Genomic DNA, 15,678 nt, shown 5'->3' with positions numbered 1-15,678 from the left:
ACATTGTTGCCGTCGGGATCGAGGAGGAAGGCGGCGTAATAACCCGGCGGATAACCGCCGGTGCGCAACCCGGGGCGTCCGTTGTCGACGCCCCCGGCGGCGAGTCCCGCCTCGTGGAAGGCATCGACCTGCGCCCGGCTGGTCGCGCGAAACGCATTGTGCTGTTTGACGCCGTGGGGGTGGAAGACGTCGATCCAGAACATCGGATAATCGATGCCGAACGCGACCCCGCCGAGATCATCGTCGCCTTTGTCGGCCGGGCCGAAGGTCCGCGAGATGCGCATGATCGCGCTCGCGCCGAGCGGCGCCAGCACCGCCTCGTAGAAGTCCGACGAACGGTGGATATCCGAAACGCCGATGCCGGTGTGGTCGATCAGCCAGTTTCGCACGTTCGTCATAGGCGGCTCCCGGATCGGCGCGATATCTGCCGGGGAGGAGGATATATTTTTCCGCCTCCCCGGCCAGCCCGTTGCGATCAGGCGCCGAACCCGCCGTCGATCGTGTGGAGCGCGCCGGTGACGATCCCGGCGTCCGGCCCGGCGAGATAGGCGACCATTGCCGCGATCTCCTCGCCGGTGGCGTGGCGCTTGATCGCCATGAATTCGTGCATGAACCCGCTCATCGGTCCGTCGCCCGGGTTCATGTCGGTATCGGTCGGCCCCGGCTGGACGATGTTGACGGTGATGCCGCGCGCGCCGAAATCGCGCGCCAGACCGCGGGCCATCCCCTGCAGCGCCGATTTGGTCATCGCATAGGCCGCCCCGCCGGCGAACGGCATTCGATCGCCGTTGACCGAGCCGATCACGATGATCCGACCCCCGTCGCGCATCTGCCGCGCGGCTTCGACCGCGGCATGATAAGGGGCGCGGACGTTGATATCGATCATCCGGTCGACCGCATCGGCGTCGGCGTCGAGCGGATCGCCCATCACCAAGGTGCCGGCGTTGACGACGAGGATATCGAGCGCGCCGCGCCCCTTGACCAGATCGACCACCGCGGCGCGATCCGCGGCATCCGAGCGGATCGCGGTGGCGCCGGTCTCCGACGCGAGCGCCGCGGCGGCGTCGGCCGACCCGGCATAGCTGAACGCGACCTCGGCGCCGCTGCGCGCGAGGCGGCGGACGATCGCGGCGCCGATGCCGCGGCTGCCGCCGATGACGAGCACATTCTTGTCGGTGAATTCGGTCATCTTCCCATTCCTTTCGATGCCGGTGCGGATCCAATCGCACCGGTGTGTCTGGACAGCGAAATGGCGCAGCGGCATTGTCTGCACTAGCCGGCGAAAGTCGAAACCGGTTTTCGGGAAAGCCGAACGATGATGAAACTCGATGGCGTGACGGTGTTCGTCGCGGTGGCGGAGGCGGGGTCGATCAGCGAGGCCGCGCGGCGGAGCGGGCTCGCCAAGTCGGTGGTGAGTGAGCGGCTTGCCGAGCTCGAGCGGGTGCTCGGCGCCAAGCTGGTGCAGCGCACGACGCGCAAGCTCGCGCTGACCGGGGACGGCTTCGCCTTTCTCGGCCACGCCCGGACGATCCTGCGGGAGGTGGAGGAGGCGACCGCGCAATTGTCCGAACGGCGCGGCAGCCTTTCGGGGCTGCTCAGGATCGCCGGGCCGGTGGGGTTCGGGGTCGCGCATCTCGGCCGGGCCTTGAGCGCCTTCCTAGCCGCGCATCCGGGGATCGACCTCACCCTCGATCTCGACGACCGCTTCGTCGATGTCGCGGCGGATGGTTATGATGCGGTGATCCGGCACGGCGCGATCCGCGACAACCGGCTGATCGCGCGCCGCCTATGCGCGACCCGCCGGGTGCTGGTCGCCGCGCCCGGCTATCTCGCGGCGCACGGCACGCCCCGGTCGCTCGACGAGCTCGAACAGGCCAGCGCGGTCCATTATACCAACCGAAACAGCGACTGGCGGTTTACCGCGGCGGACGGCGCGCGGGTCATCCGCCCGCGCGCGAAGCTGCGGGTGAATAACGGGCTGGTGATGCGCGATGCGGTGCTCGCCGGCATCGGCATCGCGATGCTGCCGAGCTTCTTCGTCCACGAGGAACTGGCTGACGGGCGCCTCGTGCGGATCGACATCGGTGTCGAGCCTGAGGGCGCCGAACTCTATATCGCTTATCCCCCCAACCGCAGCGCCTCGGCCAAGCTGACCGCGCTGATCGAATGGCTGCGCCGGAGCTTCGGCGATCCGCCTTATTGGGAAGCGGGGCTGCCTCGCGCGGGCGAAGAGAAAATCTTAATCTAAAGTCAGCATTAAAATTCAACATTCGGTAATGACATTTCTTACTAAGCACCGCGCCTAGCCAAAAATGGCGACTCCGGGTCAAAAAGGGTTCAAACGTGTCGGAAGATACCGGCTCGGCGACGAGCAACGAAGGTGATGAGCGTCGTCGGCATGCCCGCCAGCGCGTCTTGAAATCGGCGCTGCTCTACCCCGTTCTCCGCGAAGCGCGGCTGGCGATCCACGACGTTTCGCAAAACGGGCTGAGCGGGGAATGCGCGCTGACGCTCGGGCTGGGGCAAGAGGTGCATGTCAGCCTCGACGGCGAGACCTTCGTCACCGCGGAGGTGCGCTGGGTGGAGGGCATGCGCTGCGGCTTGCAGACCGAAGATTCGCTTCCCCGCAACCTCGGCGATCAGCAGGCGGGGGCGGAAGACGCCGGGTCGGACCAGCGCGAGGCGCCGCGGATCAAGGTCGATCTGCTCGCGACATTGGTCGCCTGCGCGCCGGTATTCGCCGGCACGGTGCGGAATATGTCGGCGGAAGGAATGATGATCGAGGCCGCGGGCCTACCCGAAGGCACCCGCTTGCTCGTGAAAGCGCGCGGGTGCGATGTGAGAATGGGCCGCGTGCAATGGTCGAGCGGCGGGATGGCCGGGGTTTTCTTCGAGCCCGTCGCGGCCGGATCGGGCGCGAAGTAACGCGAGGAACGCTATAGGCTGGCGACCACGCCGGGACGTTCATTGTCCCAGATCATGTTGACCACCCGCCAGCCGCTTTCGTCCTTGTAGAGCTGGATCGAATTTATCCCGCGGCGATCGAGCGTGTCGGCATCGGGCGCGCGGCGCGCCTCATAGATGCTCCATACATGGGCGATATTGCCGAAGATATTGATCTTCCGCGCGATCTCGACCTCGTAAAAGTCGTTCTCGGCGAAGAAGGGCGTGGTGTCGGCGGCATAGGCCTCCTGGTCCATGATCCTGATCGCCGGCTTGCCCTCGGTATCGATCCAGGTGCGCATCTGCCGGCTGTCTTCATGGAATATCGACCGCTGCCGCGACCAGTCGCGCGGGCCGGCCGGCCCGGAAACGATGTCGTAGAGCTCGTCGAGAACCTTGGCGATCTCGATCTCGTCGGTCGTCATCTGCTTGTCTCTCCCGATTTTGCCGATGATTCAGGTGCATGGCCTGCTTGTTGACCGGGCGATAGTCAATTGCCCTCCCGGGCAGTTGTTATTGTAAAATTATCCTTCGCATCGGGCGAAATGCTAAAGCTTTGCCAACGCTTTTCGTGCGAAAGCCGCGATCCAATGATGGCGGTCGCGAAATTATTGGGGGGAGTCCCGGGCCGACTGGCGCTCGCGCTTTTCGCGATGTGCTGGGGCGTGCCGGCAATGGCGGAGGCGATCGGGCTCAAATCCTCGCTGTGCCATGCAGTTACCGACTCGCAGGCGCGCGATGACAGGCTGGCGTCGCTGCGCTTCTCCTGCACCGATGCGCCACGCGACTATCAACGCGGCAGCCTGTGGCTGACCAGCCGGCTCGATCGCCTGCCGATCGAGCCGCGGCATATCGTGCTAATGGTGCATTATTCGCGCTTCGACCGGCTGGCGGTGGCCTTTTCCTATGCCGACGGTGCCGTGCGGTGGCAGGAGGTGAGCGGCGGCCGGTTCGGGACGCATTGGCGCGCCGGCGGCCAGATTGCGTTCGAGGCGCCCGATCGGGATGCGCCGATCACCGCGGTGACGCTGCGTTTCGAGCGGCTCGCCGATTACGGGCTGCTCCACGCGCGGTTGATGCCGGCGGCGGAGGGCGTCGAGCAATCGACGGTGCTCGCCGCGATCATCGGCGCGGCGCTGACCCTGCTGCTGGTTGGCGGCATCTACACCCTGTCGCTCGCCGCCGCGATCCGCCGCCATTTTCTCGCCTGGCACGGCGCCTGGGCGGTCTGCATGTTCGTGTGGGGGGCGATCTGGTCGCAACTCGATCTGCTCGCCTTCCCGGCGATGGCCGGGACGGTGTCAGCGCAGATCTGTACCTTCCTGTCATGCCTCGCGGTCGCGCTGGCGACGGCGAGCGCGGTAACCTCGCTCGGGCGCGATACGCTGCCGCGCGCGCTGCGGACCGGCACGCTGGCGCTCGGCGCGGCCAATGCCGTCGCCGGCGTTCCGCTCGCGCTGATCCGCGGGCCGGGGCTCACCCAATTCGCCGAGCTGCTCGGCTATCTCATCCTCGCCGATCTGGCGGCGGTGACGCTTTGCCTCGGCTGGGCGTGGCGGCGCGGCTCGACCGAGGCGCGCGACTTCGCGGGCGCCTGGTCGGTGCCGATGGTGACGTTGGCGGCGATCCAGCTCGTCGACATGGACGACCATCTGTGGGGCGCGGGGTCCAAACTCGTCATCCTGCTCGCCGCGACCTGGCAGACCTTGTGGCTGACGATCGCCACGACGCGCCGGATCGGCCGGCTGCGCATCGAGCGCGACCGCGCTCGCGCGGGCGAGGCGCTGGCGCGCGAAGCGGCGCGGCGCGACGCGCTGACCGGGGTGCGCAACCGGCGCGGTTTCGAGGAGAATGTCGCCTCCTTGCTCGATCGCGCGCGCGCCGGCGGGCTGCCCGCCGCGCTGCTGCTGATCGACATCGACCGCTTCAAGTCGATCAACGACGAACATGGCCATGATGCCGGCGACGCGGTGCTCCACCGGATTGGCGAGCGGATCGCGTCATGGGAGGGGGCGATGTGCACCGTCGGCCGGATCGGCGGCGAGGAATTCGGCCTGCTTGCGGTGGGGCTCGACGGGCTGATCCTCGATCGCTTCGCCGAGAGCGTCCGCGTCGGGATCGCGGCGTGCGATCATCGCCGGATCATCGGCGACCAGATCGTCACCGCCAGCATCGGCGTCGCCCAGTCACGCGTCGCGGCCGATTTTCGGGAATTGTTCAAGCTCGCCGACGAAGCGCTCTACGAAGCAAAACATGCCGGGCGGAATCGCGTCGTCACGCGCCGGTATCGTGGCCACGCGGCGCGGCCCGCCGATCCGTCCGTCGCGGCGCGCGATCAGGCCGCTTCGAGATCCAGCCGATAGGCTTTGACCAGCGCCTCGATCACCTCGTGGCGCGGATCGTCGGTGCCGAGCGCGTGATAGAGATTCACAATCTCCTGCCGGGGCATCGATAGAAGTTCCTGCTGCAGGGCAGCGATCTCGCGCGGGGTCAAGGCGATCAATCCAGAGTTGGGAAATGCGCAAAAAAGGAGGGGCAGCTTGAGATTAAGGGGAGGGCTGCCCCCATAGAGTCAGGGAGGTTTCGGACGCGTGCGCCCGATGGCTTGCTGTTAGACCGGAATTGAGACGGAATTGTTACCGGTTTCCATATATTTGTAGATCGGCGGACGTTCGCCGGCCGCAGCCGCCGCATCGCGCGCAGCTCAGGCGGTGGATTCGCCGGAGAGATGCCCGGCCGGCGATTTGCCCTGCCGGTCCCGCGCGGCGTCGCCGAACGGATCGCCCGCCGGGCGCCCGAAATAATAGCCCTGCGCCTGGGGGCACCCCTCGTCGAGCAGCATCTGCCGCTGCGCCTCGGTCTCGACGCCCTCGGCGACGATCGGCATGTTGAAGCTGCGTCCCAGCCCGACGATCGCGCGCACGATCGAGCGCGAGGCTTCGTCGTCGGAGATCGACGCGACGAAGCTTTTGTCGATCTTGATCTTGTCGAACGGAAACGCCTTGAGGTTGCTCAGCGACGAATAGCCGATGCCGAAATCGTCCATCGCGATGCGCACCCCCATCGCGCGGATCTCATGCAAGGATTTCAGCGCGATCTGGCGGTTGCGCATGAACGCCGTCTCGGTGACCTCGAGCTCGAGCCGCCGCGCGTCGAGCCCGGAGGAATCGAGCGCGTCGCGCACGATCGCCGGCAGGCTCGGCACCTGGAACTGCACCGTCGAGACATTGACCGCGATCGAGATATTGGCCGGCCATCCGGCGGCGGTGGCGCAGGCCTCGCGTAACACCCATTCGCCGATCGACACGATCGCGCCGATTTCCTCGGCGATCGGGATGAAGAAATCGGGCGGGATTTCGCCGCGCTCGGGATGCTGCCAGCGCAGCAGCGCTTCATAGCCGACCACCGAGCCGAAGGCGGTGGCGACGAGCGGCTGGAAGACGAGATGGAGCTGGTTGCGCGTGATCGCGTGGCGCAGATCATGTTCGAGCGCACGCCGGTCGCGCGCCAATTCGTCCATCTCCTGATCGAAGAAGACCGCGATCCCGCGGTCGCTGCTCTTGGCGCGATAGAGCGCGATATCGGCGTTCTGCTGCAGCGTTTCCGCATCGAGCGCGTCAAGCGGGTAGAAAGCGACCCCGATGCTCGCGGCGACCGCCATCGGATCGCGCGCCACGTCCATCTCGCCCGCGAAATTCTCCAATATGTCGCTCGCCAGCCGCCGCGCGTCGTCGGGCCCGGAAACCGCGCGCTGGATGATGAGGAATTCGTCCCCGCCGACCCGCGCGATGACGTCGTCGCCGCGCACCGACGCGCGGAGGATATTGGCGACGCGGCGCAGGATGTCGTCCCCCGCGCCGTGACCGAAAATATCGTTGATCGCCTTGAAGCGATCGAGGTCGATCGCAAGCAGCGCGAAGGACTGGCGCGCCGCGATCGCTTCGTCCAGCGCGCGGACGAAACAGGCACGGTTGGCAAGATCGGTCAGCGGATCGTGCGAGGCGAGATGCTCGATCGCGCGCTGGGCGCGTTTGCGATCGGAAAGATCGCGGACCGCGAGCACTTCGCAGCGCCGGCCGCGATATTCGATCATCTGGGTTGCGATCTCGATGATCTGGTCCTCGTCCGCGCTGCCGCGGATCCGCGCCTCGACGGTAAGCCCCTCCTGTATGTCGAATGTTCCCCCGGCGACCGGGACGAACCAGCGCGAGGGCACGCTGCCGATCAATGCGCGAGAGCTGACGCCGAGCAACCCTGCGAGCTGGCGGTTGACCTCGACGATCTGGCCCGCGCTGACGATCGCCAGCCCCTCCAGCGTCGCATCGGCGATCCCGCGGGCATCGGTCAGCCAGCGGTCGACGAACGATCCGGTGAGCGCGAGCGCGAGCAGGACGAGATTGGCGAGCACGATCGCCGGCACCAGCCATTCGCGGCTCAGAATCGGGCCGCCAACGCTCGCCTGCGTCGGATCATAGGTCAGCGTGGTGGCGGACATCGCGGTGAAGTGCAGCACGACGATCGACAGCACCGCGAGGATCGCGGGCAGGAAGATCTTCTTCCGCCCTTCGGTTGCGGTGAAGACGACGAAGGCGGCGCCGAACAGCAGCGCGGACAGCGCCAGCGAGATCAGGACTGGCGCGATCTCATAGCTGATCCGCGCCGGGGCGATAATTGCGGCCATGCCGGTAAAATGCATCCCGTGGATGCCGACCGCCGCTCCCGTACCGGCGGCCATGTTGCGGGCCGTCCCCGGCGCACGTCCGAGCCAGTGGAACACCCCCCAGAAGAAAGCGATCGCGATCGTCACCGAGAGCAGGGTCAGCGCGATGCCGAACTCGAGCGGCATCGGGCCGCGATAGGCGAGCATCGCGACGAAATGGGTGGCCCATACGCCGACGCCTTCGGCGATCGCGGCGATCATCAGCCAATGGCGCCGGCGTGTCTCGACGCACAGGGTCGAGCGGTTGAGCAGGACGAAGACGCCGACGTTTCCCAACAGGCAGATCAGCGCGGCGAGAACGACCAATCGGATGTCGTGCTGGTCGGTCGCGCATTCGAGCACGTTGAACATAAGGCCCCCCGTAACCACGGCATAGGTTTCACATGAATGTAAATTTCTTATTATGCGCGCCGGCGTACCCGCGCCCATCACCCTCGATTTGAGGGCTTTTTCGGGGACCCGCAGTGGCCCGGTCCCCCTTCGCCAACGGCGTTCGAGCCATGTCGCCACAGCGGCGATGCGCGGCGCTCGAAAAAATTTTCGAAATATGTCGGATTTGTGAAATCGGATCGTCTTCCCCGTGAGCATCCGCGGCGATCGGCCGCCTGGAGACAAGGGGGGACTCATGATCAGATTCGGGAGTGTAATCGGCGCGTGCGTGGCGATCCTGGCCGCGGCGGGCGTATCGGCGCAGACGGTATCCCCGGAGAATGCGGCGCCGGCCGAGAGCGATACCGGGGGCGACATCATCGTCACCGGATCGCGCATCGACCGCAATTTCCAGACGCCGACCCCGACGATCACGGTGACCGCCGAAGACCTGTCGGTCGGCGCGCGGCCGAATGTCGCCGCCGCACTCAACGATCTGCCGCAATTCCGCGCCACCACTTCGGCGCAGACGACGGGGACCAACACCGGCGCGGGCAACGCTCCGGTCGATCTGCGCGGTCTCGGCATCAACCGCACGCTGGTGCTGATCGACGGCCGTCGCATCGTCAGCGACAATGATCTCAACACCATTCCCAACGTGCTGGTGCGCAGCGCGCAGGTCGTCACCGGCGGTGCTTCCGCGGCCTGGGGATCGGGCGCGGTCGCGGGCGTCGTCAATCTCGGGATCGACGAGACGTTCAAGGGACTGCAGCTCGGCGCCGAAGCAGGCGTTTCGACCTATGGCGATGCCGCGCAGCATCGCTTCGAAGGCAAGGCGGGGATCGGCTTCAACGACGATCGCGGCCACGTCGTCATCGGCGGCGAATATTTCAACAGCGACGGCATCGTGCCGAAGACGGCGCGCAAGAATATCGGCCGCTGGGCGTCGTTCGCCGGCGCGATGACCCCGGATGTCGGCTTTTCCACCTCGGCCTATGGCGGGCTGATCACCTCGGGGGTGCTGGCCGGCAAGGCGTTCAACCCGGACGGGTCGCTGCGCAATTTCGATTATGGCCGGGTGAGCGGCGGCTATATGTCGGGCGGCGAGGGGCCGTCGAACGACGATCTCAGCCCGCTGATGACGCCGCAGCGCCGCTACAGCGCGCTCGGGCGCTTCACCTATGAATTCTCGCCCGCGATCAAGCTGACCGCCGAAGTGCGCCATTCGCGGATGTGGAACAATTACATCTGGTTCGGCGATCACGTGCAGGGCTCGGCGACATCGGGCATCCTGATCAAGTCGGACAATGCCTTTCTGTCGAAAAGCGTGACCGACGCGCTCGCCGCGGCGGGCCAGAGCAGTTTCTACATGGGGCGTTTCAACAGCGATCTTTCCTATCCGCGGATCGATTTCGAGCGGAAGGTGACGCAGGGCACGTTGGCGCTGGACGGGCGGATCGGATCGAACCTGCGCTGGAGCGCTTATTACAGCCACGGCGAATATCAGAACAATATCGATACCCCCGGCTTCCTGCTCACCAAGGAGTTCGCCAATGCGGTGGACTCGGTGATCGATCCCGCCAGCGGCCGCGCGGTGTGCCGGATCGCGCTGACCAATCCGAGCACCAATTGCGTCCCGATCAATCTGTTCGGCCTCGGTGCGCCGTCGAAGGAGGCGATCGCCTATGTCACCGGCACGCCGAGCCAGCGCGCGACCACCAAGCTCGACGTGGGCGGCATCAGCCTTCGCGGCGAGCCGTTCGCGCTGCCGGCGGGCAAGGTGTCGTTCGCGGTCGGCGTCGAGGCGCGCAAGGAAAGCATCCGGCAGACCGTCGGCGCGCTCGATGCCGCCAAGGCGTTCCGCACCTTCAGCTTCTCGGCGATGTCGGGCAGCTTCGATGTGAAGGAGGCGTTCGGCGAGATCCTCGTGCCGCTCGTCCACAATACGCCGCTGCTGCGCCAGCTCGAGTTCAACGGCGCGGTGCGCGTCAGCGATTACAGCACCACCGGCTCGATCTGGTCGTGGAAGCTGGGCGCGACCAACGAATTCTTCCCGGGTTTCCGCGGCCGCGTGACGCGTTCGCGCGATATCCGCTCGGCCAATCTCAGCGAGCTCTATACCCAGACCACTACCGGCTATAACACGATCTACGATCCGCTCACCAAGCAGAACGTCTATGTCCTCAGCAACGGCGGCGGCAATCCGAGCCTCGAACCGGAAAAGGCCGATACCTGGACCTTCGGCTTCACTTATTCGCCGCAGGCGGTCCGCGGCCTCAACATCTCGGTCGACTATTTCGACATCGATGTGAAGGATGTGATCACCACCATTGCGGCGCAAGATCTGGTGACGCGCTGCTACAACGGCAACACGGCGCTATGTTCGCGGGTCGAGCGCGATCCGGCGACCAATACGATCACCCGGACGGTTTCGACCTATGTCAACCTCGCCAATTACAAGACCAACGGGATCGATGCGGAAATCTCCTACGTCATGGCGATGGACCGGCTGTTCAAATCGGCCAACGGCCGGCTGAAGTTCCGCCTGATCGGCACCTGGGTGGATAGCCTCACCACCGATGACGGGGTGGTGAAGCTCGAATATGTCCGCTCGCAGGGCTATTCCTTCGGGCTCGGCGTGCCGGCGTGGCGGGTCAACGGCTCGGTCGGCTATGAGAACGACACCTTCTCCGGGCTGGTGCGCGCCCGCTATATCTCGCCGGGGGTATTCAACAATCAGATCGCGCTCTCGAACAACCATATCGGCGCCTACACCTATTTCGATCTGCAGGCGCAGGTGAAGGTGCCCACCGGGTCGCGGTCGTTCGAATTGTACGGCAATGTCAGCAATCTGTTTAACAAGCAGGCGCCGAACGGGTCGCTCTATTCGCCCTATTACGACGTGCTCGGGCGCTATTTCACCTTTGGCGCGCGCGTTCGATTCTGATCATCGTGACCCCTTGGATCGCCCGGACATCGCGCCGGGCGATCATGGCTTCGGCCCCAACTGACCCGATACAGGAGAGTGCCATATGCGCCTTCGTTCCGCTCTTGCCGCAACCGCTGCAACCCTTGCGCTGCTTCCCGTCGCCGCCCCTGCGCAGGAAGCGTCCGTCGCCAAGCCCGCGGCGATCGTCGCCGACGGGCTTCCCGCGATCCCCGCGGCGCTAGTCGCCGAAACCCAGCCCTATCTTCAGGCGCGCAAGGCGATCTTCCTCGGCTGGGATCCGGCCGATCGCTCGATGCTGATCAAGACGCGCTTCGCCAATACCGATCAGATCCATAAGGTCGGCGCGCCCGATGCGGCGCGCACCCAGCTCAGCTTCGAGGCCGAGCCGGTGATCGCCGCCGCGGTTTCGCCCGGCGCGGGCGATGTCACCGTGGTGCAAAAGGATATCGGCGGCGGCGAGTTCTTCCAGCTCTACCGGCTGGTCGACGGGCGGCTGCATCTCCTCACCGACGGCAAGAGCCGCAACTGGTTCGGCGCGTGGAGCCCCGACGGCAAGGTCGTGGGCTATTCGTCGACCCGGCGTAACGGCACCGATTCAGACCTTTACGTCGTCGATCCGCGCAACCCCAAGACCGATCGCCTCGTCGCGACGGTGAAGGGCGGCGGCTGGAACATCGCCGATTTCTCCGCTGACGGCGCGCGGGCGCTGGTGGTCAACCGCATGTCGGTCAACCGCGCCGATATCTATGAGCTCGATCTCGCCTCGGGCAAGATGCGCGCGCTGAACGATGTGAAGCGCGAGGTTTCGTACATCGCGCCGCATTATGCGCCGGACGGCGCGATCTGGATCCTGTCGGACATCGATTCCGATTTCGTGCGATTGGGCCGGCTCGACGCGCGCAGCGGCAAGTTCACCCCGGTTTCCGCCGAGCGGAAATGGGACGTGACCGAATATGCGCTTGCCCCCGACGGCAGCTTCGTCGTCTACGCCACCAACGAGGCGGGGGTCAGCCGGGTGCATGTGCTCGACGTTCGCGCGGGGACGTCGCGCGACGTGACCGGGCTGCCCGCGGGGGTCATCCCCTATACGATCGGCTCGCCGATCCAGATCGCGCCCTGGGGCACGATCGGTCTCAGCATGTCCTCCGCACGTGTCGCCGGCGACGCCTTTGCGATCGACCCGAAGACGCTGGCGGTGACGCGCTGGACGCGCAGCGAAACCGGCGGGCTCGATCCGGCGAAGAATGTCGAGCCGCAACTGGTCGAGGTCAAAAGCTTCGACGGCGAAACCGTATCGGGCTTCCTCTATCGCCCCGATCCCGCGAAATTTCCCGGCAAGCGCCCGCTGATCGTCAATATCCACGGCGGGCCGGAGGGGCAGACCCAGCCCGATTTCCTCGGGCCGGACAATTATTATCTCAACGAACTCGGCATCGCCTTGTTCTTCCCCAATGTCCGCGGCTCGACCGGCTTCGGCAAGCGCTTCGTCAACCTCGACAACGGGCCGTTCAAGCGCGAGGATTCGGTGAAGGATATCGGCGCCTTTCTCGACACGCTGACCAAGGATCCGACGCTCGACCCGGCGCGCTTCGCCGTCACCGGTCTCTCCTACGGCGGCTATATGTGCTACGCCACCGCGACGCATTATTCGGCGCGGCTGAAGGGCGCGAATTGCTATGTGGCGATCTCGAACTTCGTCACCTTCCTGGAGAATACGCAATCCTATCGGCGTGACCTGCGCCGCGTGGAATATGGCGACGAGCGCGATCCGAAGCAGCGCGCCAAGCTGATCGAAATCTCGCCGCTGACCAATGTCGACAAGATCACCGTGCCGTTGCTCATCGCGACCGGCGGCAACGACCCGCGCGTCCCGGCGAGCGAGGCGGAGCAGATCATCAAGGCGGTGCGCGGCAAGGGCGGCACCGTGTGGCATGTGCTCGCCGAGAATGAGGGGCACGTTTTCCACAAGAAGGAGAATGAGGACTATTATTTCTGGGCGAGCGCCTTGTTCTGGAAACAGATGCTGCTCGCCGATCAGGGGCGGTGACCTTCGCCCGCCTGGGTGCGGTCGTCGCGATCGCGTGGCTGTCCGTCGCGCCGTCTGGCGCGGCGGACCGGCGGGCGCCGGTGGTGCACGTCGATCACCACGTCCATCTCCACGCGCCCGCGATCCTCGCGATCCTGTCCGATTATTGTGCCAGCCCGGGGCGGGCGAGCAAATGCGATGCCGAGTTCACCCGGCCGCTGGCCGTTGCGGATCTGCGCCGCGCGATGGACGATGCGGGCATCCGTCGCGCGCAGGTGATGTCGACCGCCTATCTCGCGGAAAGCCCGCTGATGGCCGCGCTGCCGCCGAACCACGCGGCGATCGTCCGCGCGGCCAATGACTTCACCGTGGGGCTGGCGCGCGCGCAGCCGGCACGCTTCTCGGCCTATATCGGCGTCAACCCGCTGACGCCGACCGCGCTGCCCGAGATCGCGCATTGGCGCGGCGATCGTCATGTCGCCGGGATCAAATTGCATCTCGCCAATTCGCGCTTCGACTATCACCGGCCCGAGCAGGTGAGGATACTCGCGAACGTGGTGCGCGCGGCGGCGTCCGCGCATTGGCGCGTCATGATCCACATGCGCCACCGCGTCGAGGGGTACGGCGCCGACGAGGCACGCATCTTCGTGAACCAGGTGCTACCCGCGGCGCGCGGCACGACGATTCAGATCGCGCACGCCGCGGGCTGGGGCGGGGTCGATTCCGCGACCCTTGCCGCGCTCGGCGTCTTTGCCGAGACGTGCGAGCATGATCGCCCGCGATGCGCCAATCTCTATTTCGATCTCGCCGCGATCCGGCCGGAAAGTGTGCCGGATCGCGACAAAGCGGCGCTGGCCGGGCTGATGCGGCGGATCGGGTTGCGCCATTTCGTCCCGGCGTCGGACTGGCCGTTCATGCGCGATCTTCGCGCTTATTATGCCGGGCTGCGCACGCTCCCGCTGTCCGACGCCGAGTGGCAGAAGGTTGCGCGCAATGTGGTTCGCTGAGAAAGTCTACCTGTTCCCTGTGCGCGCCTATCGTCTATGGCGCGTGAGAGAAACGCGATGAGCCAGTTGACCGAGATGTGGCGACACGTGCGTGGTGTCTTGCGCAAGCGAGGCGTCGCGGATCAGGATGCGGACGATCTGGTGCAGGAAGCCTTTCTCAAGGTCGAATATTATGAGCGGAAGCATGAGGTGCGGTCACAAGAGGCGCTGCTGGTGAGGATCGCGGTCAACCTGTCGATCGACGAACAGCGTCGCGAACGGCGGGCGCCCTTTGCCAATGAGAATGTCTTCACGATCGTCGATCCCGCGCCGGATTCGGAGCAGGTGCTGCAATCGCGTGCGCGGCTGAAACATGCTAGTGACGGGCTGGCGCAATTGCCTGAGCGTACCCGCCGGATCCTGCTTCGCCGGCGGCTCGACGGCGCGAGCTATGCGACGATCGCCCGGGAAGAGGGGATGTCGATTGCCGCGGTGGAAAAGCGCATCGCGCGCGCGACGCTCGAACTGATGAACTGGATGGAACAATGGTAACGCGGTCGAGCAACGAGCGCGCGCGGCTCAACGCCGAGGCCGCGGCCTGGATCGCGCGGCTGCACGGCCCGAGCGGTGCGGCTGCGGAGGCGCCGCTGCAGGATTGGCTCGATGCCGATCCCGAGCATCGCGACGCGTTCCGGCGCGCCGGCGAATTGTGGGATCTGCTCCCCGATGCCGCCGCGCTCGGCGAGGAGGACGCCGGCGCGCGACCAGCCCCGGCGCCGCGACGCTGGATTCCCGCCGCGATCGCCGCCTCGCTCTTGCTGCTGGCGGGCGGCGGCGCGATCGCGGTCTATCTCGATCAGCCGTCGGCGTTCGATACGCGGATCGGCGAGCAGCGCGTCGCGACGCTCGACGACGGCAGCCGCATTGCGCTCAACACCGACAGCCATGTCACCGCGAAGCTCGGCCGGCACGAGCGCCAGATTTCGCTCGACCGGGGCGAGGCGCTGTTCGATGTCGCGCATGATGCCGCGCGGCCCTTCGTCGTCGACGCCGGGGACGAACGCATCAAGGCGCTGGGGACGAGCTTCGTCGTGCGGAGGGATGCCGATCGCGTCCGTGTCACATTGCTGCGCGGCAAGGTGGAGGTGACGCAGGTAGGTGCCCCCCCACGGCTCGTCGCGGTGCTCGCGCCGGGCGAGCGCGTTTCGGTCGGGCGGGGCGGTGCGGTCGCGCTCGATCGGCCGCCGCTGGATGCGGTTACCGCGTGGCGGCGCGGCGAACTGACCTTCCGCGATACCCCGCTGTCGGAAGCGGCCGCCGAGATGAATCGCTATGGCGACGAGCATTTGGTGGTAAGCGACGCGCGGTTGGCGGCATTGCCGATCTCGGGCGTGTTCGCGACCGGCAATCCGTCCGAATTCGCGGCGGCGGTGGCGCAGCTCCACGGGTTGCGCGTGCAGCGAGAGGGCGACGACGTGCTGCTGACACGCTGAGGGCGATCGCGCCGCGCGTCCGCCCTGCCGCTGCCCGAACGGGTGCGGCGAGATGGTGTAAAGGAAGGACATGGGGCAGGGGGGACGACTGATATTGCTGTCGGCACCGGCGTGCCTGATAGCCTCTGCCGTCGAGGCGCAGCCCGCGCCTCGCTATCGCTTCTCATTGCCCCGCCAGGATCTCTCGCTGT

At 66.2% G+C, this 15,678-nt stretch carries 13 protein-coding genes; 8 read left to right on the top strand and 5 right to left on the bottom strand.

From position 1 onward, the window contains the following. Together BGN95_RS08675 and bdcA are read right to left on the bottom strand one after the other, a co-directional pair. The coding region (locus tag BGN95_RS08675) for a VOC family protein (protein WP_286772400.1) at positions 1-398 on the bottom strand (398 nt) is incomplete at its 3' end. 77 nt (positions 399-475) lie between these two features. Next, entirely contained in the window at positions 476-1,189 is a 714-nt protein-coding gene (gene bdcA, locus BGN95_RS08670; protein ID WP_286772399.1) for an SDR family oxidoreductase, read from the bottom strand. A 126-nt stretch (positions 1,190-1,315) separates the two neighbouring features. On the opposite strand from bdcA, the gene BGN95_RS08665 reads away from it, so the two are divergent. Beyond that, a complete protein-coding gene (locus BGN95_RS08665) occupies positions 1,316-2,248 on the top strand; it encodes a LysR family transcriptional regulator (RefSeq protein WP_286772398.1) in 933 nt (310 codons plus the stop codon). Between the two features lie 95 nt (positions 2,249-2,343). Further along, positions 2,344-2,925, top strand: coding sequence for a PilZ domain-containing protein (locus tag BGN95_RS08660; RefSeq protein WP_286772397.1), 582 nt, complete (start codon positions 2,344-2,346; stop codon positions 2,923-2,925). Between the two features lie 11 nt (positions 2,926-2,936). Here the strand turns inward: BGN95_RS08660 and BGN95_RS08655 are convergent, their stop codons facing one another. Beyond that, complete coding sequence (locus BGN95_RS08655; protein ID WP_286772396.1) at positions 2,937-3,368, bottom strand: hypothetical protein; 432 nt, start codon at positions 3,366-3,368, stop codon at positions 2,937-2,939. 165 nt (positions 3,369-3,533) lie between these two features. On the opposite strand from BGN95_RS08655, the gene BGN95_RS08650 reads away from it, so the two are divergent. Continuing rightward, positions 3,534-5,306 (top strand): GGDEF domain-containing protein, encoded by a 1,773-nt coding sequence (locus tag BGN95_RS08650; RefSeq protein WP_286772395.1) that lies wholly within the window; start codon positions 3,534-3,536, stop codon positions 5,304-5,306. Here BGN95_RS08650 and BGN95_RS08645 read toward each other — a convergent pair. After that, on the bottom strand, positions 5,279-5,437 hold the full coding sequence (locus BGN95_RS08645) for a hypothetical protein (RefSeq protein ID WP_265313745.1): 159 nt from the start codon (positions 5,435-5,437) through the stop codon (positions 5,279-5,281). The two genes, BGN95_RS08650 and BGN95_RS08645, sit on opposite strands and share 28 nt — an antisense overlap. A gap of 210 nt (positions 5,438-5,647) precedes the next feature. After that, a complete protein-coding gene (locus BGN95_RS08640) occupies positions 5,648-8,014 on the bottom strand; it encodes a bifunctional diguanylate cyclase/phosphodiesterase (protein WP_286772394.1) in 2,367 nt (788 codons plus the stop codon). A 274-nt stretch (positions 8,015-8,288) separates the two neighbouring features. Here BGN95_RS08640 and BGN95_RS08635 point away from each other — a divergent pair, with 274 nt between their 5' ends. The 5 genes from BGN95_RS08635 to BGN95_RS08615 all read left to right on the top strand — a co-directional run bounded on the left by BGN95_RS08635 (position 8,289) and on the right by BGN95_RS08615 (position 15,487). Beyond that, positions 8,289-10,979: a TonB-dependent receptor domain-containing protein gene (locus tag BGN95_RS08635; protein ID WP_286772393.1), complete on the top strand. Its 2,691-nt coding sequence runs from the start codon at positions 8,289-8,291 to the stop codon at positions 10,977-10,979. 85 nt (positions 10,980-11,064) lie between these two features. After that, on the top strand, positions 11,065-13,029 hold the full coding sequence (locus BGN95_RS08630; protein WP_286772392.1) for a prolyl oligopeptidase family serine peptidase: 1,965 nt from the start codon (positions 11,065-11,067) through the stop codon (positions 13,027-13,029). Continuing rightward, positions 13,026-14,015, top strand: coding sequence for an amidohydrolase family protein (locus BGN95_RS08625; protein ID WP_286772391.1), 990 nt, complete (start codon positions 13,026-13,028; stop codon positions 14,013-14,015). Before BGN95_RS08630 ends, BGN95_RS08625 begins: the two co-directional genes overlap by 4 nt. A gap of 57 nt (positions 14,016-14,072) precedes the next feature. Beyond that, on the top strand, positions 14,073-14,546 hold the full coding sequence (locus BGN95_RS08620; RefSeq protein ID WP_286772390.1) for an RNA polymerase sigma factor: 474 nt from the start codon (positions 14,073-14,075) through the stop codon (positions 14,544-14,546). Then, complete coding sequence (locus tag BGN95_RS08615) at positions 14,540-15,487, top strand: FecR family protein (protein ID WP_286772389.1); 948 nt, start codon at positions 14,540-14,542, stop codon at positions 15,485-15,487. The genes BGN95_RS08620 and BGN95_RS08615 overlap by 7 nt, the downstream gene beginning before the upstream one ends. Positions 15,488-15,678: the final 191 nt, after the last annotated feature.

This window comes from Sphingomonas sp. 66-10 (assembly GCF_001897045.1).
GTDB lineage: Bacteria > Pseudomonadota > Alphaproteobacteria > Sphingomonadales > Sphingomonadaceae > Sphingomonas > Sphingomonas lycopersici.
This window is presented reverse-complemented; position numbering and strand designations above follow the sequence as displayed.

Bases quoted from the DNA above. Each gene is read 5' to 3' on its own strand.
- BGN95_RS08655 (WP_286772396.1), bottom strand. From the start codon at position 3,368: ATGACGACCGACGAGATCGAGATCGCCAAGGTTCTCGACGAGCTCTAC.
- BGN95_RS08665 (WP_286772398.1), top strand. From the start codon at position 1,316: ATGATGAAACTCGATGGCGTGACGGTGTTCGTCGCGGTGGCGGAGGCG.
- BGN95_RS08640 (WP_286772394.1), bottom strand. From the start codon at position 8,014: ATGTTCAACGTGCTCGAATGCGCGACCGACCAGCACGACATCCGATTG.
- BGN95_RS08620 (WP_286772390.1), top strand. From the start codon at position 14,073: ATGAGCCAGTTGACCGAGATGTGGCGACACGTGCGTGGTGTCTTGCGC.
- bdcA (WP_286772399.1), bottom strand. From the start codon at position 1,189: ATGACCGAATTCACCGACAAGAATGTGCTCGTCATCGGCGGCAGCCGC.
- BGN95_RS08615 (WP_286772389.1), top strand. From the start codon at position 14,540: ATGGTAACGCGGTCGAGCAACGAGCGCGCGCGGCTCAACGCCGAGGCC.
- BGN95_RS08630 (WP_286772392.1), top strand. From the start codon at position 11,065: ATGCGCCTTCGTTCCGCTCTTGCCGCAACCGCTGCAACCCTTGCGCTG.
- BGN95_RS08635 (WP_286772393.1), top strand. From the start codon at position 8,289: ATGATCAGATTCGGGAGTGTAATCGGCGCGTGCGTGGCGATCCTGGCC.
- BGN95_RS08650 (WP_286772395.1), top strand. From the start codon at position 3,534: ATGATGGCGGTCGCGAAATTATTGGGGGGAGTCCCGGGCCGACTGGCG.